A 16,362-nucleotide genomic window follows, 5' to 3' on the forward strand; every position below is an offset into this window, starting at 1 on the left:
AGAGCGTGGCGACGAGGTAGAAGCCGGTAAAGACGACGAAGAAGGCGGGAAGGAGGGGATAGCCTTTTACGCGCCAGGGCCGCGGGGTGTCGGGCATGCGACGGCGAAGCAGGAAGAGGCCGAAGGCGGTGAGGCCATAGAAGATCCAGCTGAGGAAGACGAACATATCGGCGAGGATATCGAAGCTGCCGCTGAAGACGAAGAGGATGCTGATGACGCCCATAAATATGACGGCATTGCCCGGGGTGCCGAAGCGGGGATGGACCTTGCCGGTCCAGGCGAAGAAGCCGCCTTCCTGCGCGGTCTTGAAGACGATGCGGGAGGGCGCCAGGAGATTGGCCTGTGCACAGCCGAAGGCGGTGAGGACGATGAGCGCGGAGACGAGGCCGGCGGCGGCATGACCGAAGACATTCTCCATGGCATCGGCGGCGACCAGCGGCGAATGGGCCATCTTCTCCACGGGCAACACATAGGTATAAGCGACGGTGGTCAGCAAATAAATGGTGATGCAGGCCCCTACCCCGATGAGCAGGCTGCGGCTGATGTTTCGTTGCGGGTTCTCGAGTTCGCCGGCCACCATATTTATATTATACCAGCCATCGTATGAAGAGAAGGCGCCGGAGGTGGCGGCCATAAAAGCAACCAGCAGGAGCCAGCCGCCGGGATGATAACCGGGACTGTTGGTGACGAAGTTGGCGACGTGGCCCTTGCCGCTGAAGAGCAGGCCACCGATGAGCAGGACGAGGGCGAAGGTTTTTACGGCGGTGGCGAGGACTTGTAATCCATTGCCTCCGCGTGTACTGCAATAATTGACTACGATGAGCACGCCGAGCATGCCGGCGGCGACGGCCTTTACCCCGATGTCCTGTAGGGGATAGATATCGGCGACGAAGGGGATATGCAGCCGGACCGAAGTTTCGACGGCGGAGTCGAAGCGCGGCAGATGGACGAAGAAACCGAGGTATTGGGCGGCCACGAAGGCCATGGAGGCGATGGCGGTGGTGTTGATGACGATATTGCTGGCCCAGCCGAAGAGGAAGGCGACGAGATCGCCGTAGGTCTTCTGCAAATAGACATACGGGCCGCCGGTATCGGGGAACATGGTGCCGAGTTCGGCATAGATCATCGCGCCGATGATCGAAATAAATCCGGCGACGATCCAGACGAGGAAGAGCATATAGGGTGACCCCAGGCGTTCGGCCATGGAGGCGGGCCGCATGAAGATGCCGGCGCCGATGATGCTGCCGATGACCAAGGAGATGGCGGAACCGAGGCCGAGGGATTTTTTTAGCGTGGTGGACATCATGAGGGGTTTAGTGGGCGGGGGGTGAGTCGAGAAAGCGGGCGATGAGTCGATGGAAATGATGCGTCCCCTGTTCGCGGGTGACGGAATATCGGCCATGCGTATAAAATCTGGAGCGGACCCCTTTCTGAACGGCTTCGACGACCTCTTCGTCCTCGAGTTCGACGGTGTCGAGGCCGGAGCCGGCGCCTTTGTCGTACCGGGTTTCGTCGCAGATATACGTAAGAAAAGAGATGATCGTCTCGCTCTGCGTTTGCGGTTTTACGATGTTGACGCTGAGGCCCCAGGGATAGAAGTTGAACATGAGGTTGGGGAAGACGAAGAAATAGTAGGCGGCGACCTTTTTGCCATAGTCGGGGGAGGTCGGCGGCAGGTCGAAGACGTCTTCGCCGTCCTTTGCGATGCCGAGTTGGAGGTTGGAGTGGGCGAAGAGCTCCGTGGTATAGTTGCCGAAGTCGATGACGGTGTTGAGACCGGCATGAACGAAGGGAATATGAAATCCCTCCAGATAGTTCTCGCAGTAGAGGGCCCAGTTGGCGCGGACGGTGAAGTCGCGGGAGAGTTCGGGCCGGAAGACATATTTTTCGAAGGGCAGCCAGGGGAGACGTTTTTGGATATCGCCCCAGAAAGCTTCGAAGGGCAGCGTGGGGTTTAGCGCCGTGAAGAGCCAGGGTCCCCAGGTCTTGAGGGGAAGCTGTTTGAGATTGTCGGATCCCGTGGGGAAGTCTTCCACTTCCCTGAACTCGGGCATGCTGCGGAAGGAACCGTCGAGGTTGAAAAGCCGGCCATGATAGCGGCAGCGGAGATGGGTGAGGCGGCAGGGTTCGTTTACGACGAGGTTGCCGCGGTGGGTACAGACATTGGATAAGAGTCCAGGCGTGCCTTCATCGTTGACGAGGACCAGGGGTTCGTCGAGGTAGTTTTCGAGGAGGCAGAAGGGATGGGTGTCGCCCGGGGCGGGGACGAGTTGGGTATGGCCGATGAACTGCCAGGAGGCCGCGAAGCATTTTTCCTTTATTTCCCGGAACAGTTGCGGATCGGTATAAAGACCCGTGTCGGGGGTTTTTGCTTTTGCGATGTCGGCGTCGATGGTGAACCTGGGCATAACCGAATATAAGTTAAGTTATTGTAATTTTGCGGGCATGTCAGAAGACTTACAGATCGCGAGGGGGTCGAAAGAAGAGCAGTACGGCTCGCTGTTACCCCAGATAATCGCCCTGATGGAGGGCGAGCCCGATGGAACGGCCAACCTGGCCAATGTTGCGGCTGCCCTGAAGGAGCAGTTTGGCTGGCTTTGGGTGGGGTTCTACCTTGTCCGGGAGGGGGAACTGGTCGTCGGGCCTTTTCAGGGGCCGGTGGCGTGTACGCGGATCCGCCGGGGCCGGGGAGTCTGCGGTACGGCGTGGGCGGAGGCGAGGACGTTGATCGTGGAGGATGTGGAGTTGTTTCCTGGGCACATCGCGTGCAGCAGCCTTTCGCGGAGCGAGATCGTGGTGCCGATTTTTTTGGGCGGCGAGGTGGTAGGGGTGCTGGATGCGGACAGTGCGGAAATAAGTGCTTTTGATGAGGAGGATGCCCGGTGGTTGGAGGAGGTGGTGAAAGCGATACCGGGAGTAAACAATAATAATTAAGCTGGCTCGTTACTGACAATACTATTTTAATCTCTAATATGAAAAGACATTTGCTTTGTTTGGGTTTTGTGGGTTTTATTCTTACTGCGACGGCGGCACCGCTGAATGATGATCATGTGCCCCCGGCTTCGGTGATCCTGGGAAGGAAACAGGTGCCGATCTTATGTTATCATCAGATTCGCGATTGGAAAGCGACCGATTCCAAAGTTTCGAAAGATTATATCATGCCGCCGGCCGATCTGCGGGCGGAGTTGAAGATGCTGCATGACAGCGGGTATCATACCATACTCCCGGATCAATTATATGCTTACCTGACGAAGGGTGCTGCGCTGCCGAGCAAGCCGATCATGCTGACCTTTGACGATACGGATGAAGATCAGTATACGGTGGCCTGGCCGGAGATGAAGAAATATGGGTTCAAGGGAGTGTTCTTTATCATGACGGTGAGTCTGAACCGCCAGCCGCATTATATGACGGAGGCGCAGGTAAAGGAGTTGCATGCGGCGGGGAATGTGATCGGCAGTCATACCTGGGATCATCACAGTGTAAAGAAGTACCAGGGTAAGGACTGGGAGGTGCAGATCGACAAGCCGACGAAGAAACTGGAAGCCGTTACCGGCGGGCCGATAAGATATTTTGCCTATCCTTTTGGGCTATGGAATCGCCAGGCGTTGCCGGAGATCCGCAAGCGGGATTTTCTGATGGCGTTTCAGCTGGCGGACAAGATGGATCCTACGGATCCGTTGATGACGATTCGCCGGATCATTGTTGGAGGCGGGTGGAGTCTGAAGACGTTTAGCGCGGCGATCAACCGCGATTTTCATTAGAGCGCGCGTTAGCGGATCGGAGCGACAGTCCGGAGGCCGACCAGCGATAGCGGGGGAGGCCGAGGACTACAGCGTAGAGCGCGACCCGAAGGGGAACGCCCCTATTTTGCCTTTGGATATATTGCGATGTGATGCGTCCTGACCAGATCGTGGACGGGGGAGGCGCCGGCGGTTAGCTGCAACAGTATTTTGTTGGAGGGCAGGGCGGGCATGTGGCAGTCGATGCAGTTGGCGGCGAGGCGGGTGCTGTCCTGGCCGGGGTGCGGGGGCAGCGGGTTGTGGCAGGAGATGCAGCGCTGCGAGAACACGGCCATTTTGCCGGCTTCGTCGACGTGGACGTTGTGACAGGAAGAGCAGTCTAAATTTCCCGATCTTATAAAGCATTTGCTCGAGGTGAGCAGACCGTATTGGTTGCCGTGGACGTCGAGTTCGGCGTTCGCGGCGGCCGCGCTGTCGTACACGGCTGTGGAGAACTTATCGAGGGTATCGCCGACGCGGAAGGTAAACGACGGGGTGAACTGCTTGCGAAACCCGGAATGACAGAGGGCGCAGGCGTCGAGGCGTTGCTGGCGGCTGAGGTGCCTTGCGTCGACGATATATCTTCCCTGGAGGCTGTCGGCGGGATGGGCGGTGTGCCAGGCGATGTGTTGCGTGGCGTCGCTGTGGCAGCGCTGGCAGTCGATGCCGAGGATGAGGCTGTTTTTGTCATAGGTGACGGAGCCGTGATCGTCGGTAAAGAGTTCGGCAGCAGTGGCATGGCATTCCATGCATTGCCCCGGGACCTGTTTGCTATAATACGCGAGGTTGGTGGGATAGCCGGGACTGTTACACCAGGCGTCGGCGGGGGTATAGTAAGAGATCGGCAGTTGGAAGAGCCGGTTGTTATCCCAATACAGATAGGTCTGGCCTTTGCGGGCGGAGCCGATGACGATGTCGAAGGCTTCGGCTTCGAAGAGGTTGCCGTTGAAGTAGGAGGATTGGAGCCAGATGCCGTTCTTTTTTTCCATGACGACTTCGAGTTTGTCGTTATAGACGAAGCGGTTGCGGCCGTTGCGGAAGCTGCCTTTTATGGTTGCGGCGCTGGCCGCCGAGGAGCTGAGCCAGTGGGCGGTGTGGAGGTGGGATTGGACGATTTGTTTGTGGCAGGAGAGGCAGGCGGCGTGGTCGGGGGTTTGGGGAGTTTGGGCGAGTTCTGCGGGGGTGAGCCAAAAGGTGTTTGCGCCCCAGATCAGCAGGGCGAGGGAAAGGAGGATACCGTTGCGGCGGGCGTGGCGGCGCAGATGGCGTAGCATAGTTTTGTATACACATGAACGAAAAGGGGGGGCCTGCGGTTGTCGGAAGCCGACCTATTTTTTCTGGAGGAAGTCGCGGAACCAGTAGCCGGAGCTTTTTATCGTTCGCAGCTGGGTAGCGAAATCGACGTGGATGAGGCCGAAACGGGCGTCGTAGCCGGCGGCCCACTCGAAGTTGTCCATGAGGGTCCAGGCGAAGAACCCCTTTATATTCACCCCTTCCTTTTTTGCGCGGAGCAGGGCGAGCAGATAGCCCTGATAGTATTCGATGCGGGCCTGGTCGTCGACGGCGCCATTGACGACGGCATCCTTGAACGCCGCGCCGCTTTCGGAGACGATGATCTCCTTCACGCCGCCATAGAGCCAGAATCTTTTGAGGATGCGGTAGAAGCTGTCGGGGTTGATCTCCCAGCCCATCGCGGTGTGGGGCACCTTGCGGGTGGAGGCCTTCACTTCGGAGGCCTGGACGATCGGGATGAGGGGGTTGTACCGCACGACGATGGGGAAATAGTTTTGGATGCCGATCCAGTCGAAGTTGAATGTCATGCGTTCGGTATATTTCCAGCTGCGGTTGTGGAGTTCGAGCTTTTCGAGGAATTTAAAATCTTCGCGAGGGTAGCCGCGGCCGAGCACCGGTTCGATGAACAGGCGGTTGATAAGAATGTCCAGGCGGCGGGCGGCCTGGATATCTTCGGGATTGTTGGTATAGGGGACGATTTCGGAGCAGGAGAAGGTGGTGCCGATATGGGCGCCGGGGACGAGTTGCCGGAGGATGCGCCCGCCTTCGGCCTGGGCCAGGGCGGCATGATGGATGGCCGGAAGGAAGTTAGACAGCCCTACCCTGCCGGGGGCATGGCGGCCGAGCATGTAGCCGAGGCTCGTGAATCCGAAGGGTTCGTTGAGAACTATCCAGTCTTTCACCTTGTCGCCATATTCTTCGGCGCAGAGGGTGACGAAGCGGGTGAACCATTTGCCCATAAAATGACTGGTCCAGCCGCCCTCTTTTTCGAGGGCGGTGGGCATGTCCCAGTGATAGAGGGTGACATAGGGAGTTAGCCCGAGTTTGAGACATTCGTCGATGACGCGATGGTAGAAAGCGACGCCTTCTTTGTTGACGCGGCCCATGCCTTCGGGAAGGAGGCGGGCCCAGGAGAGGGAGAACCGGAAAACGGAGAAGCCGAGGGCTTTTGCCAAAAGGATATCGTCCTTATAGCGGTGGTAGAAGTCGCAGGCGACGGTTGGTTTGCCACCGCCTTTGATCTTGCCCTGGCGGCGGGAGAACGTGTCCCAGATGGAGGGTCCTTTGCCGTAAGTGTTCCAGGCCCCTTCATTCTGTGCAGCGGCCATTGCCACGCCCCATTGAAAATCATCGCCGAATTCCCTCGCTGACAGCTTATACAGGTGGTTGACCAATCGTTGGAAGATTTGCGGTGTGCAATATTCGGATGAAAGGATGTTAACCCAATATTACTATTGGGTTATCTTTTGGGGAGGCGGACGCGGACGCGGGCTAACGTTAGGGCGGCGTTACAGGCGGGGTGAGGGCACACGGTTATCAGGATTTTTTTGCGGCGTTGTAGGCGGTGACGAGCTGGGTGAAGTCGTCGGCCGACTTCCCTTTCAGGTGATGGTCGTGGATATACTGGGTGAGCAGGGCCTTCTGATCCTGGAGCTGGTCCTGCAGGTCCTGCCAGTTTTTCACGGGGATGAGGGCGCCATGCTTATGGAGATACCAGGCGTCGATGGAGAGGATATCTTCGTCGGTGGTGGCGGTGCCATATGCGGGCGTTTCGTGGATCTTTTTCTTTATCTGGCGGCAGAGGCTGGTCTCGTCGTTGACAAGGATCTGGAACCAGACTTTTTCGAGCGATCTGTCGGCCGGCGTCAGTTCCCAACCCCACACAAAATAATATTTATCGCCGGTTGTGCTATCGGCGAGGACGATGCGCCGGATGGGTGAGCTGGAGACCATCTCTTTGCCATCGGCGCCGAGGAAGTTGATCTCGTTGTCGAGGAGGTTGATGCGAACGGCATTACACCGGTACCGGCCGCCACCGTCGTCGAACAACACGCCTTTCATAAATTGTTCCTTAAAGAAGGGGGTGCCGGCAGTGACCCGGACATATTTTATCCCGGTGTACATCTGGCCGAGAACGGCGGAGGTAGTGTTGTAGTCTGTTGCGCCGGAACCGTCGGCGGTGGTGACATCGATGATCTTTTGGGCCTGGCCCTGGATCAGAAAAAGGGTGAGGGCGGCTGTTGACAGGATTCGGTACATGTTTTGGTGGTTGTGTGCCCCAATCGGTGGCTTTGGCGATGAATGTACGAATTACGGGAGAATTTTACAAGAAGGATTCCGGGGGAGCGGATGCATCGATCCAACGTACCGAGAGGTCGCGGCGGAACCAGGTGAGCTGGCGTTTGGCGTACTGGCGGGTATTGGTCTTTATCGCGTTGACGGCTTCGGCGAGGGTCGTTTTGCCGTCGAGGTGATCGAAGAGCTCTTTGTAGCCGACGGTCTGCAGCGCATTGTGGTGGCGCCAGGGAAGGAGGCTTTTTACCTCTTCGAGGAGGCCGGCCTGCATCATCGCGTCGACGCGGTCATGGATACGCTGGTGGAGCTGCTCTTTAGGGAGCTGGAGGCCGATGGTTTTGATGTCGAAGGGGCGGCCGCGGGGTTCGCGGGTACGGAAAGAGAGGATCGATTGGCCGGTGGACAGCCTGACCTCGAGTGCGCGCATGACGCGTTGGGGGTTCTGGATCTCCCCGGCAGCATAGTATTCGGGGTCATATTTCTTTATCTCTTCCTGCAGCCAGGCGAGGCCCTGCTCTTCGTAGTCGAGGCGGATCCGGCTACGGATGGACTGATCCACGGGCGGGATGCTGTCGAGGCCGTCGGTGAAAGCGCGGATATAGAGCCCGGTGCCGCCGACCATCACGGCGACGGGGGAAGTTCGAAAAATGTCTTCGGCCCAGCCGAGGGCCAGCTGTTCGAAGCCCGCGGCGTTGACCTCGGATTCGATACTGTGGGAGTCGATGAAATAGTGATGAACGGCGGCCAGTTCGGCGGGGGACGGCTTTGCGACGCCGATATTGAGTTCCCGGTAGCACTGGCGGGAGTCGGCGGAGATGATGCGGGTTTTGAAATGCCGGGCCAGGCGCAGGGCGGCGGCCGTTTTGCCGACGGCGGTCGGTCCCACGAGGATGATGACGGTTGGTGTGGACAGGGCCATAAGGTCCTTTTACGGTGGTTCGCCTTGTTTAGAGTTGTTCCTCGCCGGCGGCGCCTTCTTCTTCGCCTTCTTCGCCTTCTTCGCTCTCGCTTTGCTCTTCGGTTTCGGCTTCACCGGAGGCGCCGATGGTTCCGAAGCCTTCGGTACCCTTGGTCAGGTCGTACTTCTCTTCGACTTCGGTGAGTTTGTCGCCGACGAGGCCTTTTGTCCCATATTGGGACGGGGCGATGCCTTCGGATTTGATGACGGAGGGATAGTCCATCTTCGGGTCGGCTTCCTTGGTGACGTTGATGAGTTCGACGAGGAAACCCCAATTCTTGACGAAATCGTAGACGTAGATGAATTTCTGATTCGGGTCGCGGATCTCCGAACCGATGGTAGTGGCTTCCATGAGGAGGGGGTCCACCTTATATTGCCTGTCATATTTCTCCAGCGAGATCTCACGGCCCCGCTGCCAGTGGTCGTTACTGCGGAAAAAAGTGGCCTGGTGCTTGCTGTCGAACTCGTATGCTTTGAGAATGACCTGGTGCAGCACCAAAAAGGATTGCGTGTGCCGTACCACCACATCCCGGTAAATGCTATCGTCTTCTTCGAAATATACCCTGAATTTCAATATCGCCATGGCTACAATGCAATTTTGAGTTCACAAGATACAGAAATTGTCCAAAAATGGAATTTGTATGAGGGCGGGGAGCTGCGGCGGCATCATTTGACGGGGATCAAATGCAATCCTGCTGCTTTTTCCATCATAAAAGCATAGGCGGCGTCATAGTTGTTATCGATGATCCCGTCGAGGATGGCTTCGCGGATGGCGTTTTTGAGGATGCCGACGGTGCGGCCGGGGGGGAGGCCGAATTTTTCCATGATCATCTCGCCGGTGACGGGGGGTTGCCAGTTGCGGATCTGGTCCTTCTCTTCGACGGCTTTGAGACGCTGGCGGACCAGTTCGAAGTTCTCCAGGAAGCGTTTGACCTTTTGTTTGTTCTTACTGGTGATATCGGCCTCGCAGAGGGTCATCAGGGCGTCGATATCGTCGCCGGCGTCGAAAAGGAGGCGGCGGATGGCCGAGTCCGTGATATTCTCCCTGGTGAGGCTGATGGGACGCAGGTGGTATTCGACGAGTTTGCGGACGAAACGCATCTTGTCGTTTAGCGGCAGTTTGAGTTTGGTGAAGATCTTAGGGACCATGCGGCCGCCCACGACTTCGTGGCCGTGGAAGGTCCAGCCGTGGCCGTTCTCGAATTTTTTGGTGGCGGGTTTGCCGATATCGTGGAGGATGGCGGCCCAGCGGAGCCAGAGGTCGGCTGTATTGCGGCTGATGTTGTCGAGGACCTGGAGGGTATGATAGAAGTTGTCCTTGTGGCCCATGCCGTCGATGTATTCCGCGCCTTCCAGGTCAACCATCTGGGGGAAGATGATCTTGAGGAGCCCGGTTTTATAGAGCAGATCGAACCCGATGGAGGGTTTGGGGCTGAGGATGATCTTGTTTATCTCGTCCGTTATCCGTTCTTGCGAAACTATGGCGATGCGTGGGGCGTCCTCGGCAATGGCTTTCAGAGTGGGCTCGGCGATGGTGAAGCCGAGCTGGGAGGCGAAGCGGATGGCGCGGAGCATGCGCAGGGGGTCGTCGCTGAAGGTGCGCAGTGGGTCGAGGGGGGTGCGGATGATCTTTGCTTCGAGGTCACTGAGGCCGTTGAAGGGGTCGATGAGTTTGCCATAGTCGCCGGCGTTGAGGCTGATGGCCATGGCGTTGATGGTGAAGTCGCGGCGGAGCTGGTCGTCGGCGAGGGTGCCGGGTTCGACCTCGGGGTTGCGGGATTCGGCGCGGTAGCTTTCTTTGCGGGCGCCGACGAATTCTATCTCCCAGTCTTCGTATTTTATCTGGGCGGTGCCGAAGTTCTTGAAGTAGGAGACGGAGGGTTTTGGTTTGAGGGATTCGGCGACTTTATGGGCGAGGGCGATGCCGTCGCCGACGCAGACGATATCGGCGTCTTTTGTCTGGCGGTCGATGAGTTTGTCACGGACGAAGCCGCCGATGAGGTAGGCCGGGGCTCCGAGGGTGGCGGCGGCCCGGGCGATCTTATCGAATACGAAGAGTTCTTTTGGGGTGCAGTTGATGTCCATACTTGTACCGTCGGCAGGAGGCGGCCATTAGGGGTCGCTTCCGCACGCAAACTTACTGAATATGCGGCAGATACGATGGGTTCTAGCCTGGCAGGGTATCCAGAAGTTGCTGGTCCTGAATTTTATAGGCGCAGTTGAAGTGGCCGCGGGGGCAGGCTTTGAAGCCGTGGAGGCCGCAGGGGCGGCAGTCGAGGGGTTGGGTTATTTCGACGATATGGCGGTTGTCGCTGAGGGGGCCGAAGCCGAAGGCGGGGATGGTGGAGCAGTAGATGGCGGTGACGGGGGCGTTGACGGAGGAGGCGAAATGGAGGGGGGCGGAGTCGTTTACGAAGTTGATGAGGGCGTCCTGTTGGAGGTTGGCCGATTGGAGGAAGGTGAGGGCGCCGGAGAGGTTGATGACATTTGGCGTTGCGGGGGAGGTTTGCGCGGGGGACGGGATTTGCGGGGCAGTTTGCGTTGCGGGGGAGGTTTGCGTTGCGGGAGTTTGCTGCGGGGGAGACTGCGCGGATGAGTTTTGGGCGGCTGAGAGGATATACTGGCAGAGGTCTTTGTCGGAGGGAGCGCCGAGGAGGTAGACAGTCAGATGCGGGGGGAGTTTTTGAATGAATCCGGCCCATTTCTCCTTCGGGTACTGCTTGGTGAACCAGACGGAGGCGGGTGAGATGGTGATATAGGGTTTTGCTTTATAGGGTTTGACCTTTTCTTCGTCTGCGGTTGTAGGATAGAGCCGGGGTTTTGCAGGTTTGTCGTCGGTGAGGGCGGCGATGAGGGCCTGGTTTCTATCTGTTTCGTGTTTTGGCGCGCCGGATTGGGGGGCACCACCCGGATGCGGCGGAGCGCTGACGATATGGGGGATACGGCGGGTGAAGAAGCGGCTGAGCGGGTTCTTGTCGAAGCCGATGGTTTGCTTTGCGCCCGAGAAGGCGGTGAGGAGGCCGGTGGCGAAGAAACGCTGGACATTGATGACGGTATCGTATTTTTCGGCGCGGATGCGACGGAGGAGGCGGAACAGGTTCCTTTGTTTGTTTTGTTTTTTGTCCCAGATGAGGACTTCGTGCAGGTAGGGATGACCGAGTAGGAGGCCTTCGTTGCCTTTTCGGACGAGGAAGTCGATCCGGGCGTCGGGATAGAACGCGTGGAGTTTTTCGATGAGGGCCGTGGCGAGGACGACGTCGCCGATGAAGGCGGTTTGTATTACCAGGAATTTTTGCACGGGGCAAATTTAACCGGATTTTGCGACGTGCGTGTCACGGCGTTGGTTTTCTTTGTCGAGGATGAGCCGGATAGGATTCTTGTTCTTGATATCCTTTTCCCTGAGGTTGGTGCCATATCGGCCGTTTATGAATTTTACCAGACTGGACTGAAAAGAAAGGCGGCGGGATATCGGGATATTGACCGAATTCCCGAAGGTTAGCAGTTTCATCTCTCTTACCACGATGTTTTCGTTGTCATAGTTGTCAAACTCCCGGGTATATGCCGCGCAGAGGGATACCCGACCCTCCTGCCGGCTGAATGGTTCGGGTCCTTTTTGGGCTGAAGCGGCGATTGCCTGGGATACCAGGAGGGCGATGAGGAAGCGGAAATAGAGGGGTCTTCGCATACCCTCAAATTACGCTGCGACGGCGGAGATGTCAATAGCCGGACAAACCTTTAATCCGTGTTTAACGGGTTATTAATCCCGTTTTTATGACACATTCAGGAACGGATGACAGTGGGGGCGGCGCCGGAATTCCATTTTATGATGGCGCTGGGCTGGCGGGGTGTTTCGTCGTCGCGGCGATGTTGGACGATGTAGTCGACGCCTTGTTTTATGCGGGGATCGATCTGACTGAAAAAGGCGGGGGCGGGATCGCCGGAGATATTGGCCGAGGTGGAGACGAGGGGTTTGCGGAAGCGTTTGATCAGATGGCGGCAGAAGGGGTCGTCGACGAGGCGGATGGCGATGGTGCCGTCCTCATTGACGAGGTTTGGCGCCAGGCCGATGGCGCCCTCATAGATGACGGTGGTGGGTTTTTGAACGGTGGCCAGGAAGTCGAAGATGCTGGGATCGGGCTGGCTGGTATATTTCAGGAGATCGCGCTTGTCGGCTACCAGGACGATGAGGCTTTTGGCGGCTTCGCGCTGTTTGAGGGCATAGACTTTGGCGACGGCCTGGGGGTCGGTGGCGTCGCAGCCGATGCCCCAGATGGTGTCGGTGGGATACAGGAGGAGGCCGCCGGACCGGAGGACGGAAAGGGAGTGGTCGATATCGGTGTCGAAGTTCATGGTAGAAGGTGCGAAAATACTTGTAAATTTGCATCTTCAAAAAACGGTTCAATGGATTTGAAACAACTGGTCACGGAAGCCTGGGGAAACCGGGAGTTATTGAAAGATAGTAAATATGCCGACGCGGTTCGGGCGGTTATCGAGGAGGTGGACAAGGGACGGCTGCGGGTCGCCGCGCCGGGCGCCGGTAAGTTGGCGACAGACGCAGGTGGCAGCGGGCAGGCTGCTGGAGGACCGACGATAGACACGGGGGGCTCTGCTCTGGCCGCGGGAACAGGTTGGACGGTGAATGAATGGGTGAAGCAGGCAATATTGCTATATTTCGGTATCCAGCAGATGCAGACCTGGGATCTTGCCCCGTTTGAATTTTACGATAAGATGCTGCTGAAGAAGGATTATAAGTCGCTGGGGGTCCGGGCGGTGCCGCATGCAGTTGCCCGTTATGGGGCGTTCCTGGCGCGTAACGTCGTGCTGATGCCTAGCTATGTGAATATCGGCGCCTATGTCGACGAAGGAACGATGGTAGACACCTGGGCGACGGTCGGCAGTTGTGCGCAGATTGGCAAAGGGGTTCACCTGAGCGGTGGTGTCGGGATCGGCGGAGTGCTGGAGCCTTTGCAGGCGGCGCCGGTGATCATCGAGGATGGCGTCTTTCTTGGCAGCCGGAGCATCGTGGTGGAAGGCGTTATCGTGGAGAAAGAGGCGGTGCTGGGAGCCAATGTCGTATTGACCCAGTCGACGAAGATCATCGATGTGAGCGGGTCGTCGCCGGTGGAATACAAGGGCCGGGTGCCTGCGCGGAGCGTCGTGATCCCGGGAAGTTATATGAAGAAATTCCCCGCGGGTGAGTATGGGGTGAGCTGCGCGCTGATCATCGGGCAGCGAAAGCCGAGTACCGATCTGAAGACGAGTCTGAATGACGCCTTGCGGGATTTTAATGTATCAGTATAGATGATTGGAATGCCGCCTACCGGGCGGCTTTTTTTATGAATATTACGAATAGGACCTTATTGAAGGGCTTCCTGATCTCCTTTTCAGGAGCCATCATTTTCTCCACGAAAGCTATAATAGTCAAACTGGCATTCCGGCATACCCATACCGATGGGTTGACTCTGCTGATGTTGCGGATGTTGCTGTCCCTACCCTTCTATCTGCTCATTGCGGTTTGGGGTAGCCGCAAAGAAGGTAATGTACGCATGAGCAAACGCCAATGGTTTTATGTGGTGCTGCTGGGGTTGCTGGGGTATTATCTGAGCAGTTTTTTCGATTTTATCGGGCTACAGTATATTTCGGCGGGGCTGGAGCGGTTGATCCTGTTCCTTTATCCGAGTTTTTCGGTGCTGATCAACTCGTTTCTTTTCCGGGAGAAGATCAGCCGGATACAGTTTTGGGCGTTGGCGCTGACGTATGCGGGGATCGGGATCGCCTTTTGTGGCGAGCTGCGGATCGACACGGGGAACCCGAATTTCTACTGGGGAAGCCTGCTGATCTTTTTATGCGCGATCACGTATGCCTTTTATCTGTCCGGGACGGGACGGATGGTGGGGGTGGTCGGCGCTTCGAAGTTTACGACCTACAGCATGTTGTCGGCAACGGCGGCGATCCTTACGCACTATTTTCTCCGGCAGACGATCCGGGGGGATGAACTCCTACCCTATTCAGGCGGTTCGACGTTGTGGACGTACGGCATCCTGCTGGCGTTGGTAGCGACGGTGATCCCGTCGTTTATGCTGTCGGCGGGGATGAAGATCATCGGTCCGAACAATGCGGCGATCGTGACGAGTGTGGGGCCCGTGTCCACGATCCTGCAAGCGCATTTTTTGCTGGGTGATCCCATCTTTGCGGAGCAGGTGATCGGGACGGTGCTGGTGATCGTGGGGGTGTTGCTTGTTGGCTGGAAGGGGCGGAAGACCGAGGCGGCCGCGGAGGTCGAAGCGGAGGCGGGGCATTAAAAGGACCTCTATTTGGCTACATCGATCTTTAGCTTTTTATTCTTCAGCCTTGCATTTTTTATCAACTGCAGGGTGTGGGACACCTTCGACTTGCGGAGGGCGACAAACGAGTGGAAGTCCTTTACCTCGATGAGGCCGATGTCCTCTTTCTTCATATCGCCCGTCTTTGTAAAGAATCCCACGATATCGACCTTATTGACCTTGTCCTTTTTTCCCGCCGAAATAAACAGAGTCGTCCATTTTGGCTTATCGGGTACCGTCGCCGTCGCCGGCAGCTCGATAACGGCGGGGACCGTGGTTATGAAGGAAGGCAGGGTCTCTTCGGGGGACAGGATGAGGATGGCCGTTCCGCTGGCTTCCATCCTTGCCGTCCGACCGTTGCGATGGGTGAAGACCTCCGTAGTGTTGGGCAGGTGGTAGTGGATGATATAGCGGATGTTCGGGACATCCAGGCCGCGGGCGGCGAGGTCGGTGGTGACTAGTACGTCGGCGCTGCCATTACGGAACTTGGCCAGGGCGCTATCGCGTTCGGGCTGCTCCAGGGCGCCGTGGTAAAAGACATTGACGATGCCTTTTTCCTTTAACAGGGCGCTGGTGCGTTCGACCGACTCCCGGTGATTGCAGAATACGACAGCGGAGCGGCTGCCGAACCAACAAATGAGGCGGAACAGGGTGTCTATTTTGTCATTATCCGGACTGAATACCTGTTGGAGGGCGAGGCGCTCGGTGGGCTCGCCGGTAAGAAAATTCAGTGTATGTACAACGTTTAATCCTACGAATGGGGGGATCTCCGCTGCGTCGGTGGCGGATGTGAGGATCCTTTTTGTCAGTGCGGGCAAGGCGCCGATGATGGCGGACATTTCCTCGTCAAAGCCCAGTTCGAGGGATTTATCGAATTCGTCGAGCACCAGGGTCTTGATGCCGCCGGGGCGGATGTTCCCTCGGCGGAGGTGATCGGCGAGCCGACCGGGGGTGCCGACGATGAGTGCAGGCGCTTCGATGAGATTATTTTCTTCCGTTTCGCGGAGGTGACCGCCATAGCAGCAGGTGACTTTGAAGCCGGTGCCCATGGTTTTGAATACCTGCTCTATCTGGATCGCCAGTTCGCGGGAGGGGACGATGATGAGGGCCTGGGTGCCGGCCTGTTGGTCGTCCATCAGGGCCAGTACCGGCAGAAGGAAGCCGAGGGTCTTGCCGGAACCGGTGGCGGCCAGCAGGATCAGGTCGTTGTTTTGCCGGCCGGCTTCGAGGGCGGCGAGTTGTAATTCGTTGAGTTCATCGATGCGGAGGCGGGAGAGCATTTCCTTTACGGAGTCTGAGGTCAGTACCATTCGGCAAAAGTACGCTAGTTCCTACGGATAAGATGGCCGGGGGTGCCTGGCGTCAAAGAAAAACAGGGCTTTTTTTTGGGCAAAGATCATCTTTCCGTATATTTGCACCCCCGAAAGGGGAAAGCATCTAGTAACAATCGGGTTTGACCTGATTTAGGCCCAGGTGGCGAAATTGGTAGACGCACTGTTTTCAGGTAGCAGCGCCGTAAGGTGTGCTGGTTCGAATCCAGTCCTGGGCACAACGACCCCTCAGCTTTGCTGAGGGGTTTTTTCGTTTGGGAGCGGCGCGAGTTTACTCGCGTAAGTGGACAAATGAAAAAACCAAAGGCCGCGATAGCGGACTTGGGGTCGTCGGGTACGCCCCTCGTAGGAGTCGCCTGGATCACGGGAGCGAAGCGGACGTA

At 57.4% G+C, this 16,362-nt stretch carries 16 protein-coding genes and 1 tRNA gene; 5 read left to right on the forward strand and 12 right to left on the reverse strand.

The window, feature by feature from the left end; translation table 11 throughout:
• Together VGM48_RS21050 and VGM48_RS21055 are read right to left on the reverse strand one after the other, a co-directional pair.
• On the reverse strand, nucleotides 1-1,303 hold a 1,303-nt coding region (locus tag VGM48_RS21050), incomplete at its 3' end, for an APC family permease (RefSeq protein WP_331582408.1).
• Between the two features lie 10 nt (nucleotides 1,304-1,313).
• Nucleotides 1,314-2,408 (reverse strand): aromatic ring-hydroxylating dioxygenase subunit alpha, encoded by a 1,095-nt coding sequence (locus tag VGM48_RS21055; protein ID WP_331582409.1) that lies wholly within the window; start codon nucleotides 2,406-2,408, stop codon nucleotides 1,314-1,316.
• Between the two features lie 37 nt (nucleotides 2,409-2,445).
• Here VGM48_RS21055 and VGM48_RS21060 point away from each other — a divergent pair, with 37 nt between their 5' ends.
• Together VGM48_RS21060 and VGM48_RS21065 are read left to right on the forward strand one after the other, a co-directional pair.
• Nucleotides 2,446-2,934, forward strand: coding sequence for a GAF domain-containing protein (locus VGM48_RS21060; RefSeq protein ID WP_331582410.1), 489 nt, complete (start codon nucleotides 2,446-2,448; stop codon nucleotides 2,932-2,934).
• 38 nt (nucleotides 2,935-2,972) lie between these two features.
• Entirely contained in the window at nucleotides 2,973-3,761 is a 789-nt protein-coding gene (locus VGM48_RS21065) for a polysaccharide deacetylase family protein (protein WP_331582411.1), read from the forward strand.
• Between the two features lie 101 nt (nucleotides 3,762-3,862).
• Here VGM48_RS21065 and VGM48_RS21070 read toward each other — a convergent pair whose 3' ends face one another.
• The 9 genes from VGM48_RS21070 to VGM48_RS21110 form a co-directional block, all read right to left on the reverse strand.
• A complete protein-coding gene (locus VGM48_RS21070; RefSeq protein WP_331582412.1) occupies nucleotides 3,863-5,053 on the reverse strand; it encodes a cytochrome c3 family protein in 1,191 nt (396 codons plus the stop codon).
• Nucleotides 5,054-5,107: 54 nt separating this feature from the next.
• On the reverse strand, nucleotides 5,108-6,466 hold the full coding sequence (locus VGM48_RS21075) for a GH1 family beta-glucosidase (protein WP_331582413.1): 1,359 nt from the start codon (nucleotides 6,464-6,466) through the stop codon (nucleotides 5,108-5,110).
• Nucleotides 6,467-6,608: 142 nt separating this feature from the next.
• Nucleotides 6,609-7,331, reverse strand: a complete 723-nt coding sequence (locus tag VGM48_RS21080) for a hypothetical protein (protein WP_331582414.1) — start codon at nucleotides 7,329-7,331, stop codon at nucleotides 6,609-6,611.
• Nucleotides 7,332-7,395: 64 nt separating this feature from the next.
• Nucleotides 7,396-8,286, reverse strand: a complete 891-nt coding sequence (miaA, locus tag VGM48_RS21085) for a tRNA (adenosine(37)-N6)-dimethylallyltransferase MiaA (protein ID WP_331582415.1) — start codon at nucleotides 8,284-8,286, stop codon at nucleotides 7,396-7,398.
• A 28-nt stretch (nucleotides 8,287-8,314) separates the two neighbouring features.
• Complete coding sequence (locus VGM48_RS21090; protein WP_331582416.1) at nucleotides 8,315-8,908, reverse strand: IS1096 element passenger TnpR family protein; 594 nt, start codon at nucleotides 8,906-8,908, stop codon at nucleotides 8,315-8,317.
• An 83-nt stretch (nucleotides 8,909-8,991) separates the two neighbouring features.
• Complete coding sequence (locus VGM48_RS21095; protein ID WP_331582417.1) at nucleotides 8,992-10,410, reverse strand: CCA tRNA nucleotidyltransferase; 1,419 nt, start codon at nucleotides 10,408-10,410, stop codon at nucleotides 8,992-8,994.
• 82 nt (nucleotides 10,411-10,492) lie between these two features.
• Nucleotides 10,493-11,623, reverse strand: coding sequence for a glycosyltransferase family 9 protein (locus VGM48_RS21100; protein ID WP_331582418.1), 1,131 nt, complete (start codon nucleotides 11,621-11,623; stop codon nucleotides 10,493-10,495).
• Nucleotides 11,624-11,632: 9 nt separating this feature from the next.
• Nucleotides 11,633-12,010 carry a hypothetical protein gene (locus tag VGM48_RS21105; protein WP_331582419.1) on the reverse strand — a complete coding sequence of 126 codons (378 nt, stop codon included), beginning with the start codon at nucleotides 12,008-12,010 and terminating at the stop codon, nucleotides 11,633-11,635.
• Between the two features lie 95 nt (nucleotides 12,011-12,105).
• Nucleotides 12,106-12,675: an L-threonylcarbamoyladenylate synthase gene (locus VGM48_RS21110; RefSeq protein ID WP_331582420.1), complete on the reverse strand. Its 570-nt coding sequence runs from the start codon at nucleotides 12,673-12,675 to the stop codon at nucleotides 12,106-12,108.
• Between the two features lie 51 nt (nucleotides 12,676-12,726).
• Here VGM48_RS21110 and VGM48_RS21115 point away from each other — a divergent pair, with 51 nt between their 5' ends.
• Nucleotides 12,727-13,626: a 2,3,4,5-tetrahydropyridine-2,6-dicarboxylate N-succinyltransferase gene (locus VGM48_RS21115; RefSeq protein ID WP_331582421.1), complete on the forward strand. Its 900-nt coding sequence runs from the start codon at nucleotides 12,727-12,729 to the stop codon at nucleotides 13,624-13,626.
• Nucleotides 13,627-13,661: 35 nt separating this feature from the next.
• Nucleotides 13,662-14,627: a DMT family transporter gene (locus VGM48_RS21120; protein ID WP_331582422.1), complete on the forward strand. Its 966-nt coding sequence runs from the start codon at nucleotides 13,662-13,664 to the stop codon at nucleotides 14,625-14,627.
• Between the two features lie 8 nt (nucleotides 14,628-14,635).
• Here the strand turns inward: VGM48_RS21120 and VGM48_RS21125 are convergent, their stop codons facing one another.
• Nucleotides 14,636-15,958 carry a DEAD/DEAH box helicase gene (locus VGM48_RS21125; RefSeq protein ID WP_331582423.1) on the reverse strand — a complete coding sequence of 441 codons (1,323 nt, stop codon included), beginning with the start codon at nucleotides 15,956-15,958 and terminating at the stop codon, nucleotides 14,636-14,638.
• Nucleotides 15,959-16,115: 157 nt separating this feature from the next.
• Here VGM48_RS21125 and VGM48_RS21130 point away from each other — a divergent pair.
• Nucleotides 16,116-16,197: transfer RNA gene (locus tag VGM48_RS21130), tRNA-Leu, on the forward strand.
• The last annotated feature ends 165 nt before the right edge of the window (nucleotides 16,198-16,362 follow it).

The organism is Puia sp. (genome assembly GCF_036500295.1).
Taxonomy (GTDB): Bacteria; Bacteroidota; Bacteroidia; order Chitinophagales; family Chitinophagaceae; genus Puia.

What these genes read in the sequence shown, in the direction of transcription:
- VGM48_RS21055 (WP_331582409.1), bottom strand. Translation starts at nt 2,408, where the DNA reads ATGCCCAGGTTCACCATCGACGCCGACATCGCAAAAGCAAAAACCCCC.
- VGM48_RS21060 (WP_331582410.1), top strand. Translation starts at nt 2,446, where the DNA reads ATGTCAGAAGACTTACAGATCGCGAGGGGGTCGAAAGAAGAGCAGTAC.
- VGM48_RS21065 (WP_331582411.1), top strand. Translation starts at nt 2,973, where the DNA reads ATGAAAAGACATTTGCTTTGTTTGGGTTTTGTGGGTTTTATTCTTACT.
- VGM48_RS21070 (WP_331582412.1), bottom strand. Translation starts at nt 5,053, where the DNA reads ATGCTACGCCATCTGCGCCGCCACGCCCGCCGCAACGGTATCCTCCTT.
- VGM48_RS21080 (WP_331582414.1), bottom strand. Translation starts at nt 7,331, where the DNA reads ATGTACCGAATCCTGTCAACAGCCGCCCTCACCCTTTTTCTGATCCAG.
- miaA (WP_331582415.1), bottom strand. Translation starts at nt 8,286, where the DNA reads ATGGCCCTGTCCACACCAACCGTCATCATCCTCGTGGGACCGACCGCC.
- VGM48_RS21090 (WP_331582416.1), bottom strand. Translation starts at nt 8,908, where the DNA reads ATGGCGATATTGAAATTCAGGGTATATTTCGAAGAAGACGATAGCATT.
- VGM48_RS21095 (WP_331582417.1), bottom strand. Translation starts at nt 10,410, where the DNA reads ATGGACATCAACTGCACCCCAAAAGAACTCTTCGTATTCGATAAGATC.
- VGM48_RS21105 (WP_331582419.1), bottom strand. Translation starts at nt 12,010, where the DNA reads ATGCGAAGACCCCTCTATTTCCGCTTCCTCATCGCCCTCCTGGTATCC.
- VGM48_RS21110 (WP_331582420.1), bottom strand. Translation starts at nt 12,675, where the DNA reads ATGAACTTCGACACCGATATCGACCACTCCCTTTCCGTCCTCCGGTCC.
- VGM48_RS21115 (WP_331582421.1), top strand. Translation starts at nt 12,727, where the DNA reads ATGGATTTGAAACAACTGGTCACGGAAGCCTGGGGAAACCGGGAGTTA.
- VGM48_RS21120 (WP_331582422.1), top strand. Translation starts at nt 13,662, where the DNA reads ATGAATATTACGAATAGGACCTTATTGAAGGGCTTCCTGATCTCCTTT.
- VGM48_RS21125 (WP_331582423.1), bottom strand. Translation starts at nt 15,958, where the DNA reads ATGGTACTGACCTCAGACTCCGTAAAGGAAATGCTCTCCCGCCTCCGC.